Annotated in this window: 17 protein-coding genes and 1 tRNA gene; 16 read left to right on the forward strand and 2 right to left on the reverse strand. The window is 53.1% G+C overall.

What is annotated here, in order from left to right:
* Positions 1-2 precede the first annotated feature (2 nt).
* The 12 genes from HGA34_02275 to HGA34_02330 all read left to right on the forward strand — a co-directional run bounded on the left by HGA34_02275 (position 3) and on the right by HGA34_02330 (position 10,209).
* Positions 3-1,523 carry a hypothetical protein gene (locus HGA34_02275; GenBank protein ID NTW22353.1) on the forward strand — a complete coding sequence of 507 codons (1,521 nt, stop codon included), beginning with the start codon at positions 3-5 and terminating at the stop codon, positions 1,521-1,523.
* 80 nt (positions 1,524-1,603) lie between these two features.
* Positions 1,604-2,182: a prepilin-type N-terminal cleavage/methylation domain-containing protein gene (locus tag HGA34_02280; GenBank protein NTW22354.1), complete on the forward strand. Its 579-nt coding sequence runs from the start codon at positions 1,604-1,606 to the stop codon at positions 2,180-2,182.
* A 1-nt stretch (position 2,183) separates the two neighbouring features.
* The gene (locus HGA34_02285; protein ID NTW22355.1) at positions 2,184-2,705 is read left to right on the forward strand and encodes a hypothetical protein; all 522 of its coding nucleotides are present in this window, start codon (positions 2,184-2,186) and stop codon (positions 2,703-2,705) included.
* A complete protein-coding gene (locus HGA34_02290) occupies positions 2,692-3,297 on the forward strand; it encodes a hypothetical protein (protein NTW22356.1) in 606 nt (201 codons plus the stop codon). Before HGA34_02285 ends, HGA34_02290 begins: the two co-directional genes overlap by 14 nt.
* Positions 3,284-3,679 carry a hypothetical protein gene (locus HGA34_02295; GenBank protein NTW22357.1) on the forward strand — a complete coding sequence of 132 codons (396 nt, stop codon included), beginning with the start codon at positions 3,284-3,286 and terminating at the stop codon, positions 3,677-3,679. The genes HGA34_02290 and HGA34_02295 overlap by 14 nt, the downstream gene beginning before the upstream one ends.
* Position 3,680: 1 nt before the next feature.
* Positions 3,681-5,783: an NAD-dependent DNA ligase LigA gene (gene ligA, locus HGA34_02300; GenBank protein NTW22358.1), complete on the forward strand. Its 2,103-nt coding sequence runs from the start codon at positions 3,681-3,683 to the stop codon at positions 5,781-5,783.
* 11 nt (positions 5,784-5,794) lie between these two features.
* The gene (gene gatC / locus HGA34_02305; protein NTW22359.1) at positions 5,795-6,088 is read left to right on the forward strand and encodes an Asp-tRNA(Asn)/Glu-tRNA(Gln) amidotransferase subunit GatC; all 294 of its coding nucleotides are present in this window, start codon (positions 5,795-5,797) and stop codon (positions 6,086-6,088) included.
* A gap of 12 nt (positions 6,089-6,100) precedes the next feature.
* Positions 6,101-7,558 (forward strand): Asp-tRNA(Asn)/Glu-tRNA(Gln) amidotransferase subunit GatA, encoded by a 1,458-nt coding sequence (gatA, locus tag HGA34_02310; protein ID NTW22360.1) that lies wholly within the window; start codon positions 6,101-6,103, stop codon positions 7,556-7,558.
* A gap of 9 nt (positions 7,559-7,567) precedes the next feature.
* On the forward strand, positions 7,568-8,362 hold the full coding sequence (locus tag HGA34_02315; protein NTW22361.1) for a thioredoxin domain-containing protein: 795 nt from the start codon (positions 7,568-7,570) through the stop codon (positions 8,360-8,362).
* Between the two features lie 44 nt (positions 8,363-8,406).
* A tRNA-Ser gene (locus HGA34_02320) sits at positions 8,407-8,496 on the forward strand.
* A gap of 289 nt (positions 8,497-8,785) precedes the next feature.
* Positions 8,786-9,382 (forward strand): dihydrofolate reductase family protein, encoded by a 597-nt coding sequence (locus HGA34_02325; GenBank protein ID NTW22362.1) that lies wholly within the window; start codon positions 8,786-8,788, stop codon positions 9,380-9,382.
* A gap of 101 nt (positions 9,383-9,483) precedes the next feature.
* Positions 9,484-10,209, forward strand: coding sequence for an SDR family oxidoreductase (locus tag HGA34_02330; GenBank protein ID NTW22363.1), 726 nt, complete (start codon positions 9,484-9,486; stop codon positions 10,207-10,209).
* Positions 10,210-10,336: 127 nt separating this feature from the next.
* Here HGA34_02330 and HGA34_02335 read toward each other — a convergent pair whose 3' ends face one another.
* Positions 10,337-10,879 (reverse strand): hypothetical protein, encoded by a 543-nt coding sequence (locus HGA34_02335; GenBank protein ID NTW22364.1) that lies wholly within the window; start codon positions 10,877-10,879, stop codon positions 10,337-10,339.
* Between the two features lie 262 nt (positions 10,880-11,141).
* Here HGA34_02335 and HGA34_02340 point away from each other — a divergent pair, with 262 nt between their 5' ends.
* Positions 11,142-11,480 (forward strand): RNA-binding protein, encoded by a 339-nt coding sequence (locus tag HGA34_02340; GenBank protein NTW22365.1) that lies wholly within the window; start codon positions 11,142-11,144, stop codon positions 11,478-11,480.
* A 70-nt stretch (positions 11,481-11,550) separates the two neighbouring features.
* On the opposite strand, the gene HGA34_02345 is transcribed toward HGA34_02340, so the two are convergent.
* Positions 11,551-12,297 carry a ZIP family metal transporter gene (locus HGA34_02345; protein ID NTW22366.1) on the reverse strand — a complete coding sequence of 249 codons (747 nt, stop codon included), beginning with the start codon at positions 12,295-12,297 and terminating at the stop codon, positions 11,551-11,553.
* Positions 12,298-12,396: 99 nt separating this feature from the next.
* Between HGA34_02345 and HGA34_02350 the strand changes: the two genes are divergently transcribed.
* From HGA34_02350 to HGA34_02360, 3 genes are read left to right on the forward strand one after another with little or no spacing between them, the layout of a single operon-like run.
* The gene (locus HGA34_02350; protein NTW22367.1) at positions 12,397-12,762 is read left to right on the forward strand and encodes a hypothetical protein; all 366 of its coding nucleotides are present in this window, start codon (positions 12,397-12,399) and stop codon (positions 12,760-12,762) included.
* Between the two features lie 34 nt (positions 12,763-12,796).
* Complete coding sequence (locus HGA34_02355; GenBank protein ID NTW22368.1) at positions 12,797-14,797, forward strand: DNA primase; 2,001 nt, start codon at positions 12,797-12,799, stop codon at positions 14,795-14,797.
* Between the two features lie 12 nt (positions 14,798-14,809).
* On the forward strand, positions 14,810-16,156 hold the full coding sequence (locus HGA34_02360; GenBank protein NTW22369.1) for a sigma-70 family RNA polymerase sigma factor: 1,347 nt from the start codon (positions 14,810-14,812) through the stop codon (positions 16,154-16,156).
* The last annotated feature ends 47 nt before the right edge of the window (positions 16,157-16,203 follow it).

Genomic DNA, 16,203 nt, shown 5'->3' on the forward strand with positions numbered 1-16,203 from the left:
TCATGGCAAAAACAAAGAATACAGGGACTGATTTGGCAATAAGATTATTTTTAGGCATGGCGACGCTGGCTGCTCTGGGTCAGCTTTATTTTTATCTTTTCGGCCCCGGCTATGAGCTGGTGCGTGCCCAATCATCCACTAACGGCGGCAATGTCCATGGCTACGCTTGGTCGAGCAACTTCGGCTGGGTCAGCTTCAACTGCAATCAGACGGATGGCAATACTTGTGCGAGCAACAGTTATGGCGTCAGCATCGATGCGGTGACCGGCCAATTCTCCGGTTACGCCTGGTCGAGCAATGTAGGCTGGATTTATTTCGGACCGCCCGAGGAGATGCCAGAGGCCATCGCTTCGAGCTCGGCTCCGGCAGCACCTCGACAATGGCCGGTCTATGACTTTAGCGACAGGCGGGTCAGCGGCTGGGCCAAGGTGATTTCTATGGGTGTTGATGAGGGCTGGATCGATTTTACCAGAAGCGTGCTCAACCATCAGCCGGGAATCAGGGGCACGATTGATGACGCTACCAAACAAGTCCGGTTCGACGGTTGGGCCTGGGATGGCGATACCACGAACACGGTCGGGGTCGGCTGGCTTGAATTCGACACGGCACGCCCAGGCTATGTTTATGCCACCGGTCTAACCGGACCGATGCCCATCAATTTAGTCGCTCCGCTCAGGACTAATGATGCCGCCTGCGCCTCCGGCGATTCCAAGACCATCGGAGTTAGTTTCAACTACGAGAATAATTATAAATATTGTTATGACGGTGCGGGCACCGCGACCAATTTACGGACTTGCCGCGACGACGATCATTGCTCGAGCCGTTTCGCCGGTTTCCCGATCTGCAAACCAGGACGCATGGCCAAATATGATTTCGTGCTGAAAGCTGACGTGGCTGGCGATGAGCCGAGTTGGCCTGGGGCGAGCGCTGATGAGGTTGGCACCACCACCTTCCGCGTGGCTGATAATGCTGCCGGCATCAGTTTTTATAGCAGCAATGATGCGACTTTCGATAGCCAGATTGCTTGGGGAACGAAATATCATGTCTGGGTCAGGGTTTGGGATGAAAAAGATCAGACCGCCGGCTGGGTTTCGATGAATCGTTTGGATGACGGCGGCTGGATCGTCGAGGACGGCGATCAGACCACCTTCACCATGCCGAGGCATAATGTGCCTAGAGTCGATTTCACCTGGACTCCGGACAACCCCAGCAAAGAGGAGATCGTGACCTTCGAGCCGACAGACTCGACATCGACTACGGCGGTTTATCGTGATACGGCAGGCGAGGAAACTATCGGCATCAGGCCAGATACCTCGGCGGGTGATGCTTGGAGCTGGATATTCAACAATGGCAACCCGGCAGCTTCGACCGAAGAGCGGCCCAAGGTGCAGATGGTCAATAACGGCTTGACGGCCATAACCCTGGCTTTGACCGACAGCGACGGTTACCGATGCACGACTTCGCCCAAGACCTTCAATGCCAATCTCAAACTCCCTGATTGGAAAGAAAAAAATCCCAAATAGCTTACTATGAAAACTGCCCCTCGAGGGGCAGTTTTTGGTTGGAAAAAAGGCATTTCCTGTGCTATGATTTAGTTGAATATATGATAAAAAATCGTTTAAAATCGATAAGGTCCGGTGCAGGCTTCACCTTCATAGAAATGTCGGTCAGCGTTACCATAATCGGCCTGTTGGCTACCTTGTTCGTGACTAATTATCGCTCGGCTGAAAGGCAGCAGCGGCTGTATACGGCGGCCGACCAGCTGGTCAGCGATATCCGCCTGATGCAAAGCTACGCCCTGGGCGCCAAGAAGCACGAGGGCCAGGTACCGTTGGGCGGCTGGGGGGTTCATTTGGACGCGACCGATCCGGCAAATTACTCTTTGTATGCCGACACTTGCGCCTCAGGAATCGGCACTTACGAGGTTGCTTGCGCCACCGGTACGCCGGATGCGATTATTAAGACTGGCAAGCTGCCCAGGGACGTCCGGATCAATCCCGTCAACGGCCTTATGGTCGACAGCGTCTCGGTCAACGATGTCAGTCTGCTGTTTTTCCCGCCAGATCCCAAGACCAGCATCAACCTGACCGGCCAATCCTTGAATGTCGTCCTGATGGACTCCATGACCGGACGGACCAAAGAGGTGGATGTTAATTATTTCGGTTTGATAGACCTGCGCTGATATGAGAAAGTGGCTAAAAAAAATCCGAAGCAATGACGGCTTTTCTTTCATCGAGCTTCTGGCCGTCATGTTCATCGTGAATGTGGCTCTGGTCGCCCTGATCAGCATGTCGCTGCAGGCGATCCAGACAGAGAGGTTTAATCGTAACGTCCTGATAGCCGCTCAGCTGGCCCAGGAGGGCATCGAGCTGGTGCGTAATATCCGGGACAATGATTGGCAGGCAGGGGTTACGCCGAGTTCGATCTTCAATTCGGCGAATGACGGCGTCTATGCCATGGACTATACTTTAGGCGCGGCCGTGCCGCTGACCGGCGGGCTGACTGACGACGCCTCCAAACTGTATACGGATACCCAGGGCTATTATTCCCATGACAGTACCGGCACCTCTACCAAGTTCAGGCGAGCCATATCGATCTTCGCTGCCGGCATTGCCTCGACAACCGTGACCAGCGAAGTGCGGTTCAGCGATGGAGTGACGGCCAGGAATTACAAAGTTGAAACCATCCTTTATGACTGGAAATAGGACAATCAAGCTGCCAGCGCGGCTCAAATCCGAGGAGGGCTTCAGCCTTTTGGAGATCCTGATGTCCATGCTGGTCTTCAACCTGATGATTCTGGCCATCGGCGGCATCTTCACTCAGATGGTCGATGGCCAGCGTGCGGCCATCGTCGGCAAGAATATAGGAGAGAATATGTCATACACCATGGAAGTGATGGCGAAAGAACTGCGTTCAGCCCGGCGTGAAAATTTTATGGGCACAAGGGATTGTACCGAGGCGGTTGACGGAGTCGAAGTGGCCGATGGCCGCATCTATTCGACTTCGACTACGGCTGGAGAGCTGACCTTCCAGAACAAAAACGGCGAATGCGTCAAATATTATCTGAGCGGCGATACGCTGATGGTCGAGCGGGTCTCCGGTTTGGGCACGATGGTCGCCTCAACCACAGCCAATCAGATCGCCATCAACCGGTTTGACTTCCTGATTAATGACAACGACACGAGCCAGCCGCGCGTCACCTTGGTGATCGAGGCGCAAGGCAAGAACAAGGCGGTCGGCAAACAGGTGGTCAAACTACAGACTACAGTCTCATCAAGATTCTATGAACATAATTGATAAGATCAGAAATCAGCGAGGCTCGGCTTTGCTCATGACCATCCTGGTGCTGAGCAGCTTGATGGTGGTCGGATTGTCGGCCGCCAGCGTCGCTTTGTCCGGCGTCCTGATCAGCGGCGTGCAGCAACGTTCGACCGTGGCCTTGTATGTGGCCGAGACCGGAGCGGAGGAGGCCTTATACCAGGCCAGAAAGAACGGCTGGGTCTTGCCTGTGGCTTCTTCGAGCGCTAATGTCTTTGGCACCTCGACTTTGTCTAACGGCGGTTTTTACACCGTCGACTACGCCTCATCGACCGATATCCTGACCGGGTCGTCAACTAATTCATTTTTTAGCGACGGCGACTTCAAGGAGACGCGCCGGCGCATCGAACTCCAATTCTGATATGAGCCAAGAAATCAAGCAAAGGATAGATAAGCTGAAAGCGGAGATAGACCATCACCGCTATCTTTATCATGTCCTGGACCAACAGGAAATCAGCGAGGCGGCGCTTGATTCCTTGAAGCACGAGCTATTCAGGCTTGAGCAAGCCCATCCCGAATTAATAACTCCTGATTCGCCGACCCAGCGCGTAGCCGGCGAGGTCCTGGCCAAGTTCGCCAAGGTCGAGCACAGCCAGCCGATGCTGTCGCTGTATGACGCCTTTTCACCTGAAGACATGAGGGACTGGGAGGCTAGGATGGAACGCATACTGCCGGGCCAGAAATTCAGCTATTACTGCGAACTGAAGATGGACGGCCTGGCCATGAGCTTGGTCTATCGCCAGGGTGTCTTTGTCCAGGGAGCGACCCGGGGAGACGGCCGGGTCGGGGAAAACGTTACCCAGAATCTGCGGACCATCGAGTCTATTCCGTTACGTTTGCGCGTCCCGACCTTGGCTGAATTGAAAAAGATCGGCCTGACCCAGGCTTCGATAAATACGTTGTTTGATAAGATCAATAATGGCGAGGTCGAGGTTCGCGGAGAAGCGATCATGAACCTGAAGACCTTCGCGAACCTGAACAAGAAATACGCCAAGGAGGGCAAGCCTTTGCTGGCCAACCCGAGAAACGGCGCGGCCGGATCGATCCGGCAGCTGGATACGTCGGTGACGGCTGAGCGACAGCTTGATTTCCATGTCTATGCCTTGGTGACCGAACTCGGTCTGACCAAACACGAAGAAGAGCATGAGCTAGCCAAGCTGCTAGGTTTTAAAATTCTGAAAGAGAACAAGCTTTGCAAAAATCTTGATGAGGCCATCAAATTCCATGACCATTGGGAAGCGCATAAGCACGAGATGCCGTTCGAGTGTGACGGCGCGGTAATCCTGGTGGATGACACCACGCTGTGGCCCAAGTTGGGCGTCGTCGGCAAAGGCCCGCGTTACGTCATGGCCTACAAGTTTGCGGCCGAGCAAGTAACGACCAAGCTTTTGGATGTGATCTGGCAGGTCGGCCGTACCGGCGCCCTGACTCCGACTGCTGTCCTCGAGCCGGTGCGGGTCGGCGGCGTTACCGTCAGCCGCTCGACGCTGCATAATATGGACGAGATTGAGCGGCTGGACTTGCGCTTGGGCGATACGGTGATTCTAGAGCGGGCCGGCGATGTCATACCCAAAATTATCCAAGCGCTTGTAAATCTACGCAATGGCAAGGAAAAGAAAATCGCGCCGCCTAAAGAGTGCCCGATGTGTGACAGCCCGGTCGTCCGCCTTGAAGGCGAGGTGGCTTATCGCTGCTCGAACAAGAGCTGCTACGCCGCCAATCTGCGGGGCTTTTATCATTGGACCTCAAAAGTCGCCATGGATATCCCCGGACTGGGACCGAAAATCATCGATCAGCTGGTTAAAGAGGGATTGGTGGCCGATCCGTCAGATTTTTATGCCTTGACGGTCGGCGACCTCTTGCCGCTCGAGCGTTTCGCCGAGAAATCGGCCGAGAACCTGATCGACTCGATCAACGAACGGAAGGCCGTGCCGCTTGAACGCCTGCTGGTCGCCCTGGGCATCAGGCACGTCGGCGAGGAGACGGCATTGCTTTTGGCCAAGGAAATTGCCAAAAGCAAAGAACCAGACGACGAGCTATCGATAGGCGGATTGATTGAGATAATGGACGGTTACAGCCTGGAAGAGCTGCAGGAACTGCCCGATATCGGACCGATCGTGGGGCAGAGCATCTACGAATGGTTCCACGCCAAGCACAATATCGAATTGTTGAAAAAATTAGCAAAAAATGGGCTAAAATTAAATAAAAATAATCAAAAATCAATCGTCTCAAATGCCGCATTCAGCGGCAAAACTCTGGTCTTGACCGGCACCTTGTCCAGTTTGACAAGAGACGAGGCAAAAGCTAAGATAAGAGAATTAGGCGGCAAAATTAGCAGTAGCGTTAGCAAAAAGACCGACTTCGTGGTCGCTGGTGTCGAGGCCGGCAGCAAGTTGGAAGACGCAAAAAAACTTGACGTCAAAATCCTGACAGAAGAAGAATTTTTGAAAATAGCCAATTCATAGTCTTATAAAATATGCATTTAACCAAACAGGAAATCGAACATGTCGCCAAGTTGGCGAGATTGGAACTAACCGAAGAGGAAGTTACTAAATACGGCGAACAGTTGTCCGCCGTCTTGTCGTATATCGATCAGCTTTCCGAGGTCGACACGGCCGGCGTCGAGCCGACCGCTCAGGTCACCGGCCTGGAAAACGTCTGGCGCGAAGACCAAGTCGAGGTCTGGGACGAGACTCAGACTAGGAACGCTCTTGAACTGGCCCCGGAACTGGAAGATGGCCAGATCAAGGTAAAGCGGATTCTTGAGTAAACAATAATTTTTATGAAATTGAACGAACTGACAATAGCGGAAGCGCAAACCAAGTTGGAGGCTGGAGAGGTGACATCAGTCGAATTGACTGAGGCTTGCCTGGCCCGCATCGAAGAGGTCGATGGCGAGGTCAAAGCCTGCCTGACTGTAGCTGCCGACGAGGCTTTAGCCGCAGCTCGCGCTGCTGACGAACGCCGCGCCTCCGGAGAGACCGGCCCGCTTTTAGGCATCCCTTTCCTTTGCAAGGATAATATAATGACCGCCGGCATTAAAACGACGGCCGCTTCAAAAATTTTGGAAAACTATATCGCTCCTTACGACGCGACCATAGTCGTGCGGCTGAAAGAGGCTGGAGCCGTGCTCTTGGGCAAGACCAATCTGGACGAGTTCGCTCATGGTGCTTCGACCGAGAACAGCGCCTTCGGAACCACCCACAATCCTTATGACCTGGAGCGCGTGCCTGGTGGTTCCTCAGGGGGCTCAGCCGCGGCTGTTGCCGCTGATATGTGCCTGTTCGCTTTGGGCACCGACACCGGCGGCTCGATCCGCTGCCCGGCCAGCTTCTGCGGCATTACCGGCCTCAAGCCGACCTACGGCCGCAGCTCACGTTTCGGACTGGTCGCCATGACCAGCTCGACCGACGTGCCGGGGCCGATGACCAAGACGGCCGAGGATGCTGCCATCGTCGAACAGGTAATCGCCGGGCTTGACCGCTATGATGCCACGACCGTCGATCGCCCGGTTCCGGAATATCGAGATGAATTAAGCTCGCCGCTTAAAGGCAAGAAAATCGGTTTGCCTAAGGAATATTTTACCGACGGTATCGAACCGGAAGTCAGCGTCGCCGTGAAGGAAGCGATCGAGGAATACAAGAAGCTCGGCGCCGAGGTCGTCGAAGTCAGTTTGCCGCACACCAAATACGGGGTGCCGGTCTATTATATTATTACCCCATCCGAGGTCAGCTCGAACCTGGCCCGCCATGACGGCATCCGTTACGGTTATTCCACCCATGCCAACGAGAACAGCTTGGACAAGGTCTATACCAACAGCCGCGGCCAGGGCTTCGGCCAAGAGGCCAAGCGCCGCATCATGCTCGGCACCTACGCGCTCTCGGCCGGCTATTTCGATGCTTACTATCTCCAGGCACAGAAGGTGCGTACTAAGATAAAAGAAGAGTTTGACAAAGTCCTGGCCGAGGTCGACTTCCTGCTGACCCCGACTTCGCCCCACCCGGCTTTCAAGATCGGGGAACAGGCGGCTGATCCATTGAAAATGTACCTCGAAGATATTTTTGTCACCGGCGCATCTTTGGCCGGGTTGCCCGCCTTGGCCATCCCGTGCGGCACGGCTCACGGCTTGCCGGTTGGCTTGCAGCTGATCGGCCGGGCTTTCGAGGAATCGACCCTGCTGTCCGCCGCTCATCACTACCAGCAGGCGACCGCATGGCACAAGAACAAACCTAAACTTTAAAATAAGAGTATGAATCAAGGAGAAAAGCCACTCGGCCAGGCCACTGCCAAACTGACGATTGTCGTCTTGGCACTCGTCTTGGTCACGGCTGTCGGGCTATGGATCGCCCAGAAGAAGATTCCGTCAATCACCCCGATCGAGCAGATAGCTACCTCGACCGCCGATAATGGACAGCTTGACCAGGCAAAAGAAGCCGAGCTGCAGAAGACCGGCAGTTTCGATGAGTCGAAGTTGGGCAAGGTTTTGCCAGTGCGGCTTGCCGATGACAAAGATCACGTCTGGGGCAGTTTGAGCGCCAAAGTGGTGATGATCATCTATGATGATTTCGAGTGCCCGTTCTGCGCGGATTATTATGATACCGTCGAGAAGGCCAAGGCCGAATTCGGCGACAAGCTGGCCGTAGTCTTCCGGCACGCGCCTCTTATAAATATCCACGCTTACGCCCTGAAGGCAGCTGAGGCTAGCGAGTGCGCGGCCGAACAGGGCAAGTTCTGGGAGATGTATGGCAAGCTGTTCGCTGACAACAAGGCTGGCCGGATGTACGACAAGCAGTTCAAGGACGATGCCAAGGCGATCGGCCTGGATCAGGCTAAATTCAACCAGTGTTTGGACACCGGCAAGTATAAGGACAAGGTGATAAATGAGATGATAGAGGCCAAGACCTTTAACGTCAACGGCACGCCGACGACCTTCATTAATGGCGAGATAGTGGTGGGAGCTAATCCTTACGAGGATTTGGTTGCCAGCGATGGCCGGAAGATCGAAGGGCTCAAAAATATCATCACTAGACAACTGCAGAAATAATTAGTATCATAGAAAACGCCTGCTTCTGGCGGGCGTTTTCATTTGGAGAGATCGCATAGTGGTCGAGTGCGCTCGCTTGGAAAGCGGGTAAGCTGTAAAAGGCTTCGAGGGTTCAAATCCCTCTCTCTCCGCCAAATAAATCAGACCCCATTATGGGGTCTGATTTATTTTGTGAAGACGGGAGGGTAAGAATTCTCGCTTGATAATAGGCGGATGTCAATCAGAAATAATAATAGTGATAGTCTAGATATTAAATGAAAGGTTTTTGAAATGATCAAAGGGGCTTCCGCCCTGCCTGCCTGCCGGCAGGTAGGTTCAAATCCCTCTCTCTCCGCACATAAAGCAGCCCGGAAATTGTCGGGCTGTTTTTAATATTTTGTTAATGCAGGTGGTTTATGATGAAACATAAACTAATATAATCATATGAGAAAAATCATTGTTCTGACTTTTATAACGCTCGATGGCGTCATGCAGGCGCCTGGCGGCCCCAAGGAAGATACTTCGGGCGGTTTCAAATTCGGCGGGTGGACAGTCCCATATTTTGATGAGTTCGCAGGCAAAGTCATGAGTGAACAAATGAAAGGGAAGTACGACCTTCTTCTTGGAAGAAAAACTTTCGAAATATTTGCAGGCTATTGGCCGCAGCATACGGAAGAGTGGCCTCAAGTCAATCAAATCACAAAATATGTTGTCACTAAAACCCTTAAGAACCCTGCCTGGGAGAATACCGTGGTTATCAAAGACGATGTCGTGAATGAGATAAGAAAGCTCAAAGAGCAGGACGGGCCGGCGTTGCAAGTGCATGGGAGCGGTAACTTGATCCAAACGCTTTTGAAGAACGATTTGGTCGATGAATTGTGGCTCAAAATATTTCCCATCACGCTCGGTTCGGGAAAACGTTTGTTCGCTGAGGGCGTCATCCCCGCGGCCTTCACTCTCGTGGAGTCTCAAGCATCACCCAGCGGAGTCATCATCGCTTCTTATAAACGAGCAGGCGAAGTAAAAACCGGCTCGTTTTAATGCAGAAGCAATTTGTCCTCTGAGATTCTTTTGTGCTATGAAAATTGAGTTTCGCGCCAAGTCATGCTAACTTTAAATTGTTAGCATTTATCAAAATATCTATGTTCAAAGAAAAGACTGTCCTAGTAACCGGCGGTTCGAGCGGTATCGGCAAAGTCGCTGCGATTTTGTTCGCTCAGCAAGGAGCGGACGTCGTGATTACGTACAAGAGTAATAAGGAGGGCGCCAAAGACACAGTCAAGGAAATAAGGAAATTGAAAAGAAAGGCCATTGCTATCAAGGCGGACCTAATCAAAGAAGGCAATGCCAAGCGGGTAGCGGAGAAGGCGCTTGAAAAATTCGGCAAAATCGACGTCCTGGTTAATAATGCCGGGCGGTATATCGACGGCGACGAATGGGATGGCGAATCGAAAGTCTGGATAGAGTCGTTGGGTCAAAATTTGGTCTCAGTAATGAATATGTCGAAATATGCCGCGGAGGCATTCAAGCGGCAAGGCAGGGGCGTGATAGTGAATGTCGCTTCCGAACTCGGACACTCCGGCAGCGCAGATGCCATTTCCTATGGCGCAGCCAAGGCCGGCATCGTGAATGTCACTAAAGCCTACGCTAAATTATTATCTTCATCGAATGGCCGCGCTAATTCGGTTTCTCCCGGCGCAGCCAACGTCGGCTATTGGCTGACGGCGCCGAAAGAGGAGTTGGAAGAGCGCATCGCCCGGACTCCGAATCATCGCTTGGTCGAGCCAGCGGAGGTTGCCCAAAAGATAGCATATCTGGCGTCAGACGAAGCTAGCGCAATCAATGGCCAGGATTTTCTGATCGAATAGCCATTGTCGTAAAAAATCAATAATTTCTTCAAATAAAAAACAGCCACCGGTTACCCAGTGGCTTGTGTTGCATAGAGTGTTGATCATTGCGACCAGTCGTAGACGTAGACGTCCAGTCCGTTCGCAATCAGCGGTTCTTGAGGATATCGGAGTATCCGTTTTTCTCCAGCCATTCGCGCTGGTTCAGCCGGCCGGAGCTAGCGTCATAGATGACGAGCGCCAGCCAGAGCAGGAGCAGCAGAATAGTGGCCGTCTTTTCGCCAGACCTGCCATAAAGGTAGGTGACCGGCAACAGGATGGCCAGGAGGTAGAGAAACAGCGGCACGATTGCCAGGTTGTGGTAGATGTCCACTGCTTGGCCGAGCTGCCAGTTCGAGTTGGCCAGAACGCCGACTTCGATAATAACGCCGAGCCCCAGGCAGACGAACGCCAGGGCCAGATGCAAGAGGTCGGAGGTCAGCCAAGAGGGCAGGATGTGCACCCGTTTCAGGACGGTCACGGCGATCAGGATGATGACGATCAGACCGATGTCGCCATAGCGGGCGGCGTGCGAGACGTTGTAGGAAAAGCCTTCGAGCGTCTCCCGTCCGGCGTCGATGACGAAGCCGGTCAAGAGATAGAGCAGGAGTGCTAACCCCCAGATGGGCAATTGATAAAGTGCATTATGCATGGCAAAGCCTCCTTTCGGGCGTTTTTTTGGTGTTTTTGCTAAGCAAAGATTCTTCACCATACTATAAAATAGCCTTATTGTCAATTAAAATCACCAATATCCATCGGCCTCCCGCTTGTATTGACATTTTGGCTGATTTTTGCTATGATTACCCGCGTAAGTGTTTCTCAGTAAGTTTTCTATTTCTTGTCATACAAATGCGAGAGTAGAGGCGAAGAGAAGGTCGCCTTACATTTTATAAAATATAAGTTTGCAAACTTGTATGGCAAAGAAGTTATACGTCGGCAACTTGTCTTATAGCTCCACTGAGCAGTCTCTTCGCGAGGCTTTCGCTCCGTTCGGTGCTATCACTTCAGTGAGCATCATCACTGATAAGATGACTGGCCGCTCTAAGGGTTTTGGTTTCGTCGAAATGGATAATGACGACGAGGCACAGCAGGCAATCGATGCTATGAACGGCAAAGAAGTCGATGGCCGCACCCTGACCGTTAACGAGGCTCGTCCAATGACTGAGCGCCCACCTCGCCGTGATTTCAATCGCGGTGGCGGTGATCGCGGAGGTTTCGGCGGCGGCAATCGTGAACGTCGTTCCAGCTGGTAAACATCAGTAGTTAACGATAAAAAAAGTCCCGGATAATCCGGGACTTTTTTGTATGTCGGAAATATTGGCGCTAGCCGAGATTCTTGAGCAATGACATGATGACGATGCCCAAGATGATGCCGCAGAACTGCTGCAGGGTCTTGGAGAGGGCGGTGTGCTTCTTCAACTCTGGAATCAGGTCGGCAGTGGCGATGTAAATGAAGCCGCCGGCGGTTATCGGCAGGATATAATCGGTCAGATTCGGAATCCTGGTGCTCAAGAGCAGGGTCAGGGCCGCGCCGATGACTGAAAGCAAAGAAGAAAGAAAATTATATGTCAGGGCCTTGGCGCGCGTGTAGCCGGAGTGGATTAGGACGCCGAGGTCGCCAATCTCTTGTGGGACTTCGTGTGCCAGGACGGCGATCAAGGTGGCCAGCCCCAAAGGGATACTGACCAGGAAAGCGCCAGCGATGACTGCGCCGTCGATGAAGTTATGCAAGGCGTCGCCGACCAGATTCATTACGCCCAAGGTTTTGTTATGCTCGCATTCTTCGTGGTTGTGGCAGTGGTGCCAGTGGACGATTTTTTCTAAGACGAAGAACATCAAAACGCCAACCAGGAAGAGGTACCAGATCAGGAGTTTGCCGTCGGCCTTCTCGGCGGCTTCGGGCAAAAGATGGATGGCGGCGTCGCCTAGCATCGTGCCGGCTGACAGGCTGACCAGAAACATGATTACGCGTTCGGTCTTGGATTCGGAAAAGAAGAGGAAGAAGATCCCAATCAAGGAAGCGGCCGAAACCAAAAAGACGCTGCCGAAAATGTAGAGGTAAAGTGACATTCGTTATATTGATAATTACTTTAATTGTAGCACAAAACCCCTTTTGACCTAAGGGGTTTAATGCCATATAATGGTAGCACTAATAACTGATTTGGCAATATGGACTTTTCTCTTGACAAAAATAAGATAAATCTGTCTGGTGATGTTATTTTGCGGCGAGCCGGTTATGGCTTTATCCATGACAGTAAAACCGGCAAGGACAGTTATGTCCGACGCATGACCCGGGATTTCTACCCGCGCCTACATATGTACGTCAAGGAAGACCAGCAAAGCGTCGTTTTCAGCCTGCATCTGGATCAGAAGCGGGCTAGCTACCAAGGCAGCCACATGCACAATGCCGAATATGACGGACCGATCGTGGCCGGGGAAGTAGAGCGGCTGAAGCAGGTGGTTATGGGATTGTTGTCCCAGCCAGCTCCAGGGGCGCAGCCGGAATCAGAGAAGAAATGGTATAAGTTCTGGTAGGTTTTAAATTTAAATCCCAAGTTTCAAATAGACAATGAATCCCTCAGATGAAGTAAAAGCCAAACTCGACCTCGTGGATGTCATCCGCGGCTACATCGACCTCAAACCGGCCGGTGTGAATTTTCGCGCCAATTGCCCGTTCCATCGCGAGAAGTCTCCTTCATTCATCGTCAGTCCGGACAAGCAGATCTGGCACTGTTTCGGTTGCGGCAAGGGCGGCGACCTGTTCACCTTTGTCATGGACATCGAGGGCCTGTCTTTCATCGAGACGCTGCGTCTGCTGGCGCCCAAGGCAGGCGTCGAGCTCAAGCAAGCCGACCCGAAGCTGGCTTCACAAAGAAGCCGCTCGCTCGACGCCATGGAACTCGCCACCAAATATTATCATCACATTCTCACCACCTCGAAGCAAGCCCAGCCGGCTCGCGATTATCTGGCCCAGCGCGGTCTGAGCGAAGAGACAATCAGCGAGTGGCGCATCGGCTACAGTCCGGACAGCTGGGATGACCTGGTTAATTTTCTAGGCAGCCGCGGTTTCACGCCAAACGAGATATTCGCAGCCGGACTAAGTACTAAGAAAGAAGGCGCTAATCGTTTCTATAACCGTTTTCGCGGACGCATCATGTTCCCGATCGCCGATGCCAACGGCGACGTCGTCGCTTTTACGGCCCGCGTCAGCCCGGAAAAAGAAGCGACCGAGAAGATGGGCAAATACATCAATAGCCCACAGACTTCGATATATGACAAGAGCAAAATACTTTTCGGGTTGAACCGGGCCAAGCAGGCAATCCGGCAGGAGAACGCGGCCGTCCTGGTCGAAGGGCAGATGGATGTCATTACCGCTCACCAGCATGGCTTCAAGAACGTGATCGCAACTTCGGGCACGGCCTTGACCGCCGATCAGCTGGACATGATTAAGCGCTACACGACCAACATTTCCTTGGCGCTCGACGCCGATTCCGCCGGGCAAGAAGCGATCCAGCGCGGAGAGCAGATGGCCCGCTCCATCGACTATCAAGAAATGGAGGCGGAAGACGCGCGCGGCCGCTTGCGCCGTTACGTCGATCCGGAACAGAGCTATACCTTCCATTTGAAAGTGGTTGAAATACCGAACGGCAAGGACCCGGACGATTGCATCCGCAACAATCCCGAAGAGTGGCGGCAAGCGGTCGCCTCCGGCAAGCAAGTGATGGAATTCTACTTCGACAAGGCGCTGGCTACGCTCGATGTCCGCAATATCGAGCATCGGCGGGCGGCCTTGAAAGTCCTCTTGCCCAAGCTCGTCGAGCTGGGCAGGGAAAACCGCAGTGAACAGGATTTCTGGCTCAAGCGCTTGTCGCAGCGGTTGGATATCTCCGAGACGGCCTTGCGCGAGGACTTGGCGGCCGCCGAGGCGCAGTTCCGCCCGCAGAACAACCCGAGACCGCGGCCAAAAGAGGCGGCACCGCTGGCCCCCAAGAGCCGAGGCGAGCAATTGTCCGAGCTGCTCCTGGCTTTGGCGTTGCGCCAGCCCAATTATTTCAGTTATTTGGCGAACAATCTGCAGCTCGATCAGGTCATCGGTTCGGCCAATCAGGGTCTTTACAAGGGGCTGATAATCTATTATAATAAAAACACTGAAACCTGGCTTTCGGGGACCTTGGCCGAAGACATCGGCGATGGCCAAAATAGGCCACAAAACGCCCCAGAAAGCAACCAATTCAGTTATCAAATCATTAGAGAGTGGCTAAACTTACCTGAAGCCGCTCATGCTTTGTTGGCTGACCAACCGGCAATCGATCGGATCAAGCGCAAGCTGGATGAATTGACGTTGCTGGGAGAAAAGGAATTTTTCCAGCTGGAGCTGGAAGAAGCGCGGGCCGAAATCATTCGCCTGACCGCCTGGCTCAAGAAGCAGTATTTACAATCACGGCTGAAGGACGTCAGCCAGCTGATCAAGCAGGTTGAGGCCGAGAACAACCTCAGTCGCCTACAACCCCTGCTCGAGGAGTTCAAGTTCCTGTCCGAAGAACTAAAGGAGTTTAATCATATTAATTAGCAAATCACGATAATGGCAAACAAAAAAGCCAAGCCAACTCCAAAAACTCAGAAGGCTGCTCCGGTGAAGAAGGCTGTGAAAAAGCCTGAGCCGAAGAAGCCGGTCAAGAAAGCGCCTGCTCCGGTGAAGAAGGCTGTGAAAAAGCCTGAGCCGAAGAAGCCGGTCAAGAAAGCGCCTGCTCCGGTGAAGAAGGCTGTGAAAAAGCCTGAGCCGAAGAAGCCGGCAGCCAAAGCGGCCAAGCCCGTCGAGGCCGAGATCATCATACCGGACGATGTCAAGGTCAAGAGCCTGATCGTCAAAGGACGTTCCCGCGGCTTCGTCACGGAAACGGAGATTTTGTTTGTCTTCCCTCAGGTCGAGGAATACCTCTTCGACTACGAGCTCATGCTCGAGGATTTGCAGAAGAACGGCATCCAGATCATCGAGGATTCGGGAGGATTTTTGGATTTCGAGCTGGACGAGAAGAAGAAGCAGCGCGTCGCCGAAATCACCGGCACCGCCAAAGACAAAAAGAAATTCGATATTTCCGAACTGTCTGCCGACTCGATCCAGATGTACTTGAAGGAAATCGGCAAAGTGCCGCTCTTGACCAACTCGGAAGAAATCGAGCTGGCTAAGCGCAAAGAGAAGGGCGATAAGGAGGCCGAGCGCCGCCTGATTGAAGCCAACCTGCGCTTGGTCGTATCTATCGCCAAGAAATTCACCGGCGCCAAGGGTTTGTCCTTGCTGGACCTGATCCAAGAAGGCAACATCGGCCTGTTCCGCGCCGTCGAAAAATTCGAATATCGCAAAGGCTATAAGTTCTCGACCTACGCAACTTGGTGGATTCGCCAGGCCATCACCCGCGCCTTGGCCGACCAATCCCGCACCATCCGCATCCCGGTCCACATGGTCGAGACTATCAATAAATTCCAGCAGATCCAGCGCCAGCTGATTCAGGACCTGGGCCGCGAACCGATGCCCGAGGAGATCGCTTCGGAAATGGGCGAAGACATCGAGAAGGTCAGGCACGTCATCAAGATCTCCCAGGATACCATTTCCTTGGAAACCTCCATCGGTGAAGACGAAGAGGATTCGACCCTGGAAGACTTCATCGAGGACGTCAAGAACGTCACCCCGGACCGGGCCGCCGCTTTGCAGCTCTTGAAGGACTATGTCCGCGAGGTCATCTCGCACTTGAGCCCGCGCGAGCAGAAGATTCTCGAAATGCGCTTCGGCTTAGTCGATGGCGTGGCCCACACCTTGGAAGAGGTCGGCCGTGAATTCGACGTTACCCGCGAGCGTATCCGCCAGATCGAGGCCAAGGCTCTCGAGCGCATCCAGAAACACGAAGGTATCAAGAAGCTGCGCGACTACTAAACAGAAATATTTTTCAGATAAAAAAACGCCCCTCAGTACGAGGGGCT

This window comes from Candidatus Falkowbacteria bacterium (assembly GCA_013336275.1).
In the GTDB taxonomy this organism is placed as follows: domain Bacteria; phylum Patescibacteriota; class Patescibacteriia; order Patescibacteriales; family GWE2-39-37; genus JAAXUA01.

Bases quoted from the DNA above. Each gene is read 5' to 3' on its own strand.
- HGA34_02275 (NTW22353.1), top strand. From the start codon at position 3: ATGGCAAAAACAAAGAATACAGGGACTGATTTGGCAATAAGATTATTT.
- HGA34_02280 (NTW22354.1), top strand. From the start codon at position 1,604: ATGATAAAAAATCGTTTAAAATCGATAAGGTCCGGTGCAGGCTTCACC.
- HGA34_02285 (NTW22355.1), top strand. From the start codon at position 2,184: ATGAGAAAGTGGCTAAAAAAAATCCGAAGCAATGACGGCTTTTCTTTC.
- HGA34_02290 (NTW22356.1), top strand. From the start codon at position 2,692: ATGACTGGAAATAGGACAATCAAGCTGCCAGCGCGGCTCAAATCCGAG.
- HGA34_02295 (NTW22357.1), top strand. From the start codon at position 3,284: ATGAACATAATTGATAAGATCAGAAATCAGCGAGGCTCGGCTTTGCTC.
- ligA (NTW22358.1), top strand. From the start codon at position 3,681: ATGAGCCAAGAAATCAAGCAAAGGATAGATAAGCTGAAAGCGGAGATA.
- gatC (NTW22359.1), top strand. From the start codon at position 5,795: ATGCATTTAACCAAACAGGAAATCGAACATGTCGCCAAGTTGGCGAGA.
- gatA (NTW22360.1), top strand. From the start codon at position 6,101: ATGAAATTGAACGAACTGACAATAGCGGAAGCGCAAACCAAGTTGGAG.
- HGA34_02315 (NTW22361.1), top strand. From the start codon at position 7,568: ATGAATCAAGGAGAAAAGCCACTCGGCCAGGCCACTGCCAAACTGACG.
- HGA34_02325 (NTW22362.1), top strand. From the start codon at position 8,786: ATGAGAAAAATCATTGTTCTGACTTTTATAACGCTCGATGGCGTCATG.
- HGA34_02330 (NTW22363.1), top strand. From the start codon at position 9,484: ATGTTCAAAGAAAAGACTGTCCTAGTAACCGGCGGTTCGAGCGGTATC.
- HGA34_02335 (NTW22364.1), bottom strand. From the start codon at position 10,879: ATGCATAATGCACTTTATCAATTGCCCATCTGGGGGTTAGCACTCCTG.
- HGA34_02340 (NTW22365.1), top strand. From the start codon at position 11,142: ATGGCAAAGAAGTTATACGTCGGCAACTTGTCTTATAGCTCCACTGAG.
- HGA34_02345 (NTW22366.1), bottom strand. From the start codon at position 12,297: ATGTCACTTTACCTCTACATTTTCGGCAGCGTCTTTTTGGTTTCGGCC.
- HGA34_02350 (NTW22367.1), top strand. From the start codon at position 12,397: ATGGACTTTTCTCTTGACAAAAATAAGATAAATCTGTCTGGTGATGTT.
- HGA34_02355 (NTW22368.1), top strand. From the start codon at position 12,797: ATGAATCCCTCAGATGAAGTAAAAGCCAAACTCGACCTCGTGGATGTC.
- HGA34_02360 (NTW22369.1), top strand. From the start codon at position 14,810: ATGGCAAACAAAAAAGCCAAGCCAACTCCAAAAACTCAGAAGGCTGCT.